The following is an 8829-nucleotide window of genomic DNA, read 5'->3' as shown; positions in this document are numbered from 1 at the left end:
TTCAACCTTCGTAAGCTCAACATCGACTTCTTCATTGTCATCAAGGCCGTCATCATCCGTGTCAGCTTTCATATAATCGGTATTAACAATTTTGCAATTTGAGCTTACAATAAGTCCGCTCATTTCTTCAATATCTGTAAAACCGTCACCATCAGTGTCTTTTTCTCCAGCGAAGGTCTTTGAACCTATTTCACTACAGCTTTGATTTATTTCAGCAGCGGTTTTAGCAGAGTATACCTTGCCGCCTGTCAGCTGTGCATAACCTATCAATGCAGCTGTATTAAAATCACCAATACAGAAAAAGTAAATAGGTATCTTGTTATTAATCGCAAGCTTAAGAAATCTACTGTCAACTGATACACTGCTGTCAGTAATAAAAATAATTTTAGAGTTATACCCCATAGCCTCATCATTGAGTATAACTGCTGCTAAACCAATTCCATAACTAGCATTAGCAGTTCTGCTGTAATAAATCGGATCCCATTTCAACGCACTTTTGACATTCGTAAAATCGGTGTTCATTCCACCAGCATTCTGGTAGGTCAAAAAGCTCATAATATCTGAATCCGACATTGAGACTACAATATTACTAACTATAAGTTCATTTCGATTTGCGTTATTAACATTATATATATTTGAACTTTTTGATATTAATACAGTTGCATTTGGAATATGCTGGCCTTTTGATTCGTTTATTTTAGTGTAAATATCTTGCCATGCTCTATACCATTCTTTTCCGTCAACGATCATATATTTGCTAAAGTGAGTAGTTTCCACACTTACAGTAGAGTTCTCCTCATCAAGCACAGTATCAAGCTCTACAAAATTGTCATTTTCTTCATCATACCATAAAAACAGTAGGTTGTCAAACTCAGTATCACCAAGCTTAGACTTATCGATCACATATGTAAGCGTAGCCTTATCGAACTTCGAAGTCGTTTCGATCTCAAAAGGCTCACCAATCAAACCCACAACATCAGAACAAAGAATGTCTTTATTCATAATGCTTTCAACAGTTGTGGTCTTCTGAAGATTTCCCGTGCCCTCCATAGACACACGAACCTCGGTAACAGCGCAATCTTCATTTTCTACCTTATGAATAAATGTTTGGAAACGCTTTTCATCACCGTCAGGGGTACCGTTTCCGTCTGTATCGGGATTCAGCGGATCGGTTTCAAAGTAGATCTCGTCGCCGTCCTCAAGCCCGTCTTCATCGGTGTCAACCTTAAGCGGATCAGTCCCGTAAGTGTTGATCTCTTCTCCGTCTTTAAGACCGTCGCCGTCGGTATCCTCATTGTAAGGCTCTGTGCCAAGCTCATATTCCTGTCCGTTAGAAAGTCCGTCATTGTCAAAATCTTCATCATAATCTGACACACCGTTTTCGTCGGTATCAGGCTTTGTTGGATCGGTTCCAAGCGTTAACGCTTCGTACCCGTCAGGAAGATTATCACCGTCCGTATCGGGATTATAAGGATCAGAGCCTATTTCCTTTTCAATAAGATTAGGCAGACCGTCATCGTCTGTATCGGCAAGATACTGCCAGTCATCAAATGTCCAACTAAGTTCTTCGGATTCTGTACCGACAAGCTCTGCCCACGAGCTGCTGTAGTTGATATTCGCTCCGTATCCGTCGATAACAACATTCTGAGCAATGATAAGTCCGTTCATATTGAAGTTGTCGCAGTCTATGGTAACAGTTCCGAACGGAGCATAGATCAGTCCGTTTACCGAAGCCTGACTATTTGAGATGTCAATATCGCCGAACTTTGAATAAATAACCGTGTTGTTGCCGTTAAGATTTCCGCCGGAAAGATCAACGTCTGAAACTGCTCCCACAGCGTTATTCAGGCTGATATTGCCGTCCAGATTCAGTTTGCCCGTAACGTAGACAGAATTATTTATATTAACATTCATATCGGAATATGTGTAGTCTTCGTTGTATGTATCGCAGCTTTCGGTAAAATATTTGTCTGTCAGCTTGGTATGAATGAGTATCATATCCCTACTTACGTCAAATACGTCTTCGTTTCCTTTTTCCCCTGTATTATCTTCTCCAATATCATCGTGATCCGTAACAGTGCCGTTGATATTGGGATACTGAGCGGTTGTCGAAAACATGCCGTTTGTATATGCATTGCCGTTTAAAGTAAAGCTGTCGGTGTTTACGCTAATGCCGGCAGCTTCGTCGGCAGCAAAAATCGCATAAGGATACTTTGCTGTTTCTTCCGCTGCCGCAGGCATGACCGCAGCTAGGCTTGCGGTCATAGCTAAAGCCAGTGCTCCTGACAGCGTTCGCTTTAGCCGTGACTTTGTTTTTGGTTTGAACATATTTACTACCTCCATAATTATTTATTCTTGTTAGTTTACTAACTCCATAAAAATACTACAAAATCATGCTGTTCTCAACAAATTTCTTGTAAACACCCCCTTTTTCCTTGTAAAGGCACAAAAACGAGATCAGATTACTAAAATCCGACCTCGTTTTCACATTTCATAAAATGTTTTCATTGATACCAATATATACATCATAAATATTGTTTTTAATATCCTGAACAATGAAGTACGGAGGGGTAGCGGGCAAAAAAGACTGGTCTTGAATATACTTCTTAAGCTCCTCCACTTTGTTTTGAATACTGTCGAAAGAACCGTAATGTCTTGTCCTTATAGCATTTACAAGTTTGAACTCCGGTTTATAGCGGTAATGCTTGCTGCTTGAAAATTGTTTATCTACAGGAATCAGAAACTCAAGAAAAGGGGATTTTTGAGTAATAACAATTTTCCCGTCACGGGATAGATCTAAAACGTCAAGACTATAATCGATTCTTTGGGCAAAGTCCTCTATTTCTCCGTAATCAAGCTGCATTTCAAAACATAAAACATTTTTATAATGTAGATACTGGTGTTCAACTATCGGCATAACCGCACCGCCTTACTTGAAGAATTTATAAAATGCAAGCCAAAAATTATAGAACATATTATTTGCCTCCTTTACAAATCGATGCCATTAAGATAACACCGATTTCTAAAACAGGCTACAAAATTCTTGTAAACACCCCTTTTTTTCTTGTAAAGCTCAAAATAGCTTGAAATTAATGTCAAAATATTGTATAATAAGAACAACAAAAAATATCAGAAAATAATAGGGAGAGGTTATTATGCATATAGCAGTTTGCGATGATGAGTCTTTTTTTCGAAAAACGTTGTCTGAAGAATTATACATATATGCAGATAAGCATGGTCTTAATTTTATTATATACGAATATTCCGACGGCATGGAACTCTTAGCTGCCGATATGTCCTTTGACTTGATTTTTATGGATCATCAAATGACAGATAAAAACGGACTCGATACCGTTTCGGTATTGAGGAAACGCAATGTTGATACTACCGTAATATTTGTGAGCAGCTATAAGGACGTTGTTTTTGACAGTATGAAAGTTAATGCTTTTCGCTTTCTCGTTAAACCGTTTGAAAAAGAGGATTTGTACGAAGCTTTGGATTCTGTTATAAAAAATCTAGCAAAAACTGCTTATATAGTAGTTAAGGATACTGTTAATCAAAAGAATATAACGATACCCGAAAACGAAATAATATATGCACAAGCCGACAATATCTATGCGGAAGTTGTCACAGCTCAAGGAATTTTTCTTTATTCAAACAAAATTTCTTTGTTGGAGAAAGAATTGAATGAGGCGTATTTTTATCGCTCAAATCGCTCGTATATCGTCAATTTCAATTACATAATCGGCTACAGTAAAAAGGAAATTGAATTTTCTAACGGTCAAAAAGCGCTTATTTCAAGCTCTAAATTCAAGGACTTTAAAAGCAAATATCTGAATTATCTTAAAAGAAAAAGTATAGGAGAATAGAAATGAATTTAGTACACACATTTGAATTTACAGTAATATCTATACTATATTTATTTACGATTATCCAAACCATGAGTCTTATTTATGGAACCAAAGAGTACAGGAGAAAATATGTGACTGTATTTCTTATGTATTTGATTTCCGGAATTATTTGCTCCTGGTATAGAAATCATGACAAACCTGTTATTTTCCTAACGGCAACAATATGTTATTATGCATTTCTACTAATTTGCATTTTGTCAATATTCAAATCAAAAAAATTATGGTCTGTATATATTTCGGTTATTGTACTGATTTTAGATTCTATTTTCCAATCAATTGGATGCATACTGATTGATTTATTTGTACAAGATTTTGACAGAGCAACGGTTTTAAATTTTTCATCTATGATTTTTAATATTGTTGTATTAATCCTACTCAGATTTCTTCAAAAAAATCATCAAAATCAAATCAGGAACAGCATAAGATTACTGCCAAAACGATTATATATATTGATATTAATTGTCCTGGTTTTTATCGGAGAGCTTTGTGGAAACATGGCTGTTGAATCTAGCGAGTTGTTCTTTGATAATAAAATAAACAGTTTCTTGACAGTGCTGACCATTATGACTTTTTTGACAATTATTATTTCATTTGTATTCAGCAGTATTTCACGGCAATACTACGAAAGCATATTAGGAATAATGGAAAAACAGATGGTAGGTCAAGTTGAGCATTACCAAAAGATCAATAAGCTTACAGACGATTTGAGAGAATTTCGTCATGATTATAAAAATCATATGATATGTTTGCAGGCAACGCTTGAGAAAAGACAGCTTGATGAAGCACTTGACTATGTAAAAAGTATAACCAAGCAGGAGATAATTGATGCAAATAAGTTTTCAAGCGGAAATCAGATCGCTGATTCGATACTTTCGGAGAAAAGCGAATCAGCCGCAAATATCGGCACTCAGATTCAATTCAGCGGTTTTATTTCCGATGAGATTCCTGCAGTCGATCTATGTACAATGCTTTCCAACGCTTTGGATAATGCTATCGAGGCTTGTGAAAAACTCAGCTTAACCGATTCGGCTGTTATAACGGTGAAATGTGCTGTTGTACAGAATGTTCAGGTGATTAAATTATCAAATCCAAATCCAGACAACAAAAATTCCACAGAAACCTCTAAGCTCGACAAAGATAATCACGGCTTTGGGTTATACAACATTCGCAGGACTGTCGAAAAGCTTGGCGGAGAGATGAGAATACCAAAGCAGTTCCCGGAGTTTGTTCTGGAATTGGAGTTTCCAATCAAATGATAAAAGCTGTTGTATGGTTATGGTGACATACAACAGCTTTGTAATAGCTCCTATTCGGTTTATTTGTGTTTTTCTTTGTTAAGGGGATAATGCAAGTGCATACTCGGCGAGATATTTGTATTGTTCGTTTTTGAAGGCGGCATTGATCTGAGACGTCAGCTTATCCGGACGGCATTTGAGATACTGCAGATTTTCCACCTGACGATGATATTCTTCTTTATGCTTGTTGGGTACAGCAGGCAGAGCAGGAGTGTCATTCTTCGCTTTTAGCACCTCGTTCCAATCTTTGTACGGCGGTGCAAGGCGTTTGACGTTTGAATATCCGTTCTCATTTAGAATATCCCTTAGACGGTCAACAGCCTCGATGCCGCCCTCGTCGTTATCCACGCAAAGCACAATTTCACTCAGATTAGAATGGCTTTTTAACGCCGTTAAAACAGCATTTTCATACACTCCGTTCATTGCAATGCAGCTGTGCTTTTGCCAGTCTTTCGGATAAAGCGTAAGAAAACTCATCATATCTATGGGAGCCTCAAACACATAAAGCCTTTTGCTTTCACCGAAATGTGCAAAGCTGTATCTTGTGTCTGAACCCTCACAAGTAATTCTAAAACTATTTCCATAAGAATTAGTTGAACGCTTGTGTGCCTGCCTTGGAACGCCGTTTTCGTCAACGCCTACGAACACTGCATTGTGATGTTCCTTGTCCTCATAAAGTGTGTGTTGCTTTGCAAAATGTGAGATAATGTTTGGATTAATAAATCTCTGTTTTATCAGGTAGGCATAGACCCTGTGCATATTGCTATTTGCTTCGGGCAACTTGAATTCTTTCTTTTCTTCCTTTGCGATAGCTTTCGGCGGACTGTGGGACAGCGGAGTTACCCTCTGTCCCAACAGTTCCTGTACCGCAGTCTGAAAGTCCATACCATAAAACTCCTGCATAAACTTTATTGCTCCGCCGCCTGTCTGATTTTTATGGTCGAACCATTTTGAACCACGGATAGTTATACTGTCGTGCTTGCCTGAGCTGTCGTAATATATGAGCTTATGCTCTCTGCCCACACGTTCAAGCTTTTCTCCTCTCATTCTGAGAAACTGCTCAAGGTCTACGCTGTTGGCAAGCACTTTTTGTTCGTCTGTGAATGGGATATAGGGCATTGTATCACCTGATTTCTTTTTGATTTAGTTGATTTTTCGGGTTTGGTGTGATATAATGGATGATAAGATAAATTGAAATTTACCGTTTGAAAGCTTTGACTTACGGGTATTAACACATGACAAAATTATTGGTTTATAAAGATTTAATAATTGTTTATTTTGGGAGAAGATAAAAATGACTTTTACAAATGAAATATCAATATCCGATATTACCTCAGTACTTTCTGTTTTCTTGGTGATTTTAGGAGGAGTATTCGGATTTCATCAATGGAGGAATAATGTTCTGTTAAAAAGAGCCGGATATATAAATGATTTAACTGAAAAAATTAGAACAGACAAAGATATAAAAGATATAATATATTTTTTCGATTACGATAAAAAATGGTATTCTCAGCAATTTCATGGGAGCGGTGAATTAGAATTAAAAGTAGACAAGACCTTATCATACTTTTCATATATTTGCTATTTAAAAAGACAAAAAATAATATCAAACAGAGAATTTGATTTTTTTAAATATGAAGTTGAACGTATTTTAATGAATCAACAAGTTCAAGATTATTTTTATAATTTATATCATTTTTCTAATAAATTCAACATTCCATTTACATTTAAATACTTATTTGAGTATGGTAAAAAAGTGGAATTGTTCGATGATGATTTTTTTGATAAAAATGCTTATCTAAAAAATAAAAAATATCATCATAATCTGAACTTTTAAATAGGCAACAGATATAATTTGTGACGGAATTATAATTCTAATTGATAACTTCCAGTTTGTATCACACACAATCAAAAGGACTGAGCCAACCTCAGTCCTTTTTCATTTCAAATCAGTACTTCACATTCACTGCAAACTTAGCCATCAACTGCGAAAAACTCTGCCTTTCCATCATATCAGAGCTGAGAAACGCACCCGACACCACGGTCAGCTTGTTCTCATTCAGCACGGCATAGGTTTCCGTGTATCCGAACTGAGAAGCCATGCCGTCGGTTTTCTATATCGAGCCGTAATGCTGAAATTTCCCCTTTGAAACAACGGAATTAACCATGCGATAATCGGACACAAAATCGTCCTCAGTGATACCGCTCATCTGTGCGGAGGTTTGTCCAAAATAGTAATCCCAGAAGTTTTCAAGGATATATTCCATATCGTGATCAAGATCACTCTGACTTAGATCAATACACATCACCTCAATAGAACCACCGCCGTTTGTGCCTTTAAGCGTTATCTTCTGCACACCATTTGAATCATCGATTTCATTATCAAAAGAACAGCCTTTCATAGCTTCCGCTACCAATTCACTTGTATCCACAAAGGATATATCGGAACCGAAAAATTCGGCAATAAAGGTGTCTGTTTTTATCTTTTCATCCTCCGAAGAGGCAGCCGAGTCGTGTATGGACTCGGCTGTAGTAGTCGTAGTTTCCGTAACAGCATTCTGGATCGGCGGACTGATTGTTCCGCAGGCTGTCATTGTCAGCATAAACGCTGCTAAAATTGCAGTCATTACTTTTGCTTTCATATTCATTCCTCCCCATATCAGATTATGCTCCAGATGTACAGCGGACAGGTCAGAGAAAAGATCAGGCAGCCGAAAATGATAGCGATCGGCGTCCATTCAAGTTGACCGTGTTTGCGGTAATCGAGATATGCGAGTGTTATCTTCACAAACAGCAGAACCGCAAGTATCACGTCTATTACGGGAAACACCACATTGTTTACGACTGATACGACCTGCGATCTTGCCGTAGTCCAAGTGCTTGTGACCGCCCCCGCAACATCGCCCGAAGCATAAGCTGTTAGCGACAGCATAGACGCAAAGCACACCGAACTTGCTGCTGCGATCAATTTCTTTTTAGATCTCATTTCACATCATCCTTTCTCTGTTCCTTACCGTTCCTCTTGCATATGAGCATACCGAAAACCATAATAACCGCTGTGGCTACGAGATAAAGCTCAGCACTATTGTCTGCGGATACACCTGTATTAGGAGTGTCTATTATGACCGTAGGAGGGGTTTCAAGATCAGGCGTATGCTCATCGTACATAACGACCTCGGTCACAGTTCCGTCAGCATTCACAGTAAACTTTATCTCATTTGTTATCTCGTAACCCTCAGGTGCTATGATCTCTTTAAGTGTGTATTCCTTGCCGGCAATAAGTTTCCCTTCGATCATATGTGGTTCATTTGTGGATACCCATTCTTCAACAACATTTCCGTTCTCGTCGATAATTTGCAAAGTAGCACCCGGCAATTCTTCGCCTGTTGTAACGTCCTGCTTTGAAATACGAACCTTAGTCGTATCATCCACCATAACTATAAGCGGATAGCCGTTATCTGATAAGGCTTTTGAATCAACGTTTTCTACCGTAACATTGCCGTAAATATCAACGCTGAACTTAATGTCCGTCGCAATCACATATCCGTCAGGTGCGGCAATTTCTTTAAGCACATATTAATCCTGTATAATAAAACTTGACACATACAAAACAATCAAAGTAT

At 37.9% G+C, this 8829-nt stretch carries 10 protein-coding genes; 3 read left to right on the top strand and 7 right to left on the bottom strand.

The features are described from left to right. Both DW015_RS12615 and DW015_RS12610 read right to left on the bottom strand, forming a co-directional pair. Positions 1 to 2328, bottom strand: a 2328-nt coding sequence (locus tag DW015_RS12615) for a hypothetical protein (protein WP_207659390.1), incomplete at its 3' end; no start/stop codon positions are given. A 163-nt stretch (positions 2329 to 2491) separates the two neighbouring features. After that, positions 2492 to 2917: a hypothetical protein gene (locus tag DW015_RS12610; protein WP_117905880.1), complete on the bottom strand. Its 426-nt coding sequence runs from the start codon at positions 2915 to 2917 to the stop codon at positions 2492 to 2494. 238 nt (positions 2918 to 3155) lie between these two features. On the opposite strand from DW015_RS12610, the gene DW015_RS12605 reads away from it, so the two are divergent. Both DW015_RS12605 and DW015_RS13515 read left to right on the top strand, forming a co-directional pair. Beyond that, positions 3156 to 3869, top strand: coding sequence for a LytTR family DNA-binding domain-containing protein (locus DW015_RS12605; RefSeq protein ID WP_117905879.1), 714 nt, complete (start codon positions 3156 to 3158; stop codon positions 3867 to 3869). 683 nt (positions 3870 to 4552) lie between these two features. Further along, positions 4553 to 5167: a GHKL domain-containing protein gene (locus tag DW015_RS13515; RefSeq protein ID WP_195247636.1), complete on the top strand. Its 615-nt coding sequence runs from the start codon at positions 4553 to 4555 to the stop codon at positions 5165 to 5167. Positions 5168 to 5245: 78 nt separating this feature from the next. Here the strand turns inward: DW015_RS13515 and DW015_RS12595 are convergent, their stop codons facing one another. Next, positions 5246 to 6325 carry a DUF3991 domain-containing protein gene (locus DW015_RS12595; protein WP_117905877.1) on the bottom strand — a complete coding sequence of 360 codons (1080 nt, stop codon included), beginning with the start codon at positions 6323 to 6325 and terminating at the stop codon, positions 5246 to 5248. A 175-nt stretch (positions 6326 to 6500) separates the two neighbouring features. Here DW015_RS12595 and DW015_RS12590 point away from each other — a divergent pair, with 175 nt between their 5' ends. Beyond that, the gene (locus tag DW015_RS12590) at positions 6501 to 7043 is read left to right on the top strand and encodes a hypothetical protein (RefSeq protein ID WP_117905876.1); all 543 of its coding nucleotides are present in this window, start codon (positions 6501 to 6503) and stop codon (positions 7041 to 7043) included. Between the two features lie 112 nt (positions 7044 to 7155). Here DW015_RS12590 and DW015_RS13510 read toward each other — a convergent pair whose 3' ends face one another. From DW015_RS13510 to DW015_RS12575, 4 genes are read right to left on the bottom strand one after another with little or no spacing between them, the layout of a single operon-like run. Next, positions 7156 to 7308: a hypothetical protein gene (locus tag DW015_RS13510; protein WP_181979930.1), complete on the bottom strand. Its 153-nt coding sequence runs from the start codon at positions 7306 to 7308 to the stop codon at positions 7156 to 7158. 12 nt (positions 7309 to 7320) lie between these two features. Then, positions 7321 to 7848, bottom strand: coding sequence for a hypothetical protein (locus DW015_RS12585; RefSeq protein ID WP_117905875.1), 528 nt, complete (start codon positions 7846 to 7848; stop codon positions 7321 to 7323). Positions 7849 to 7865: 17 nt separating this feature from the next. Further along, entirely contained in the window at positions 7866 to 8192 is a 327-nt protein-coding gene (locus DW015_RS12580; protein ID WP_117905874.1) for a DUF3852 domain-containing protein, read from the bottom strand. Beyond that, positions 8189 to 8779 carry a SpaA isopeptide-forming pilin-related protein gene (locus DW015_RS12575; RefSeq protein ID WP_117905873.1) on the bottom strand — a complete coding sequence of 197 codons (591 nt, stop codon included), beginning with the start codon at positions 8777 to 8779 and terminating at the stop codon, positions 8189 to 8191. The genes DW015_RS12580 and DW015_RS12575 overlap by 4 nt, the downstream gene beginning before the upstream one ends. Positions 8780 to 8829 lie beyond the last annotated feature (50 nt).

Origin of the sequence: Ruminococcus sp. AF37-20, assembly GCF_003460465.1 — a bacterium.
Classification (GTDB): Bacteria; Bacillota; Clostridia; order Oscillospirales; family Ruminococcaceae; genus Hominimerdicola; species Hominimerdicola aceti.
The sequence above is the reverse complement of the archived record's forward strand: the minus strand, read 5'-3'. Positions and strand labels throughout refer to the sequence as shown.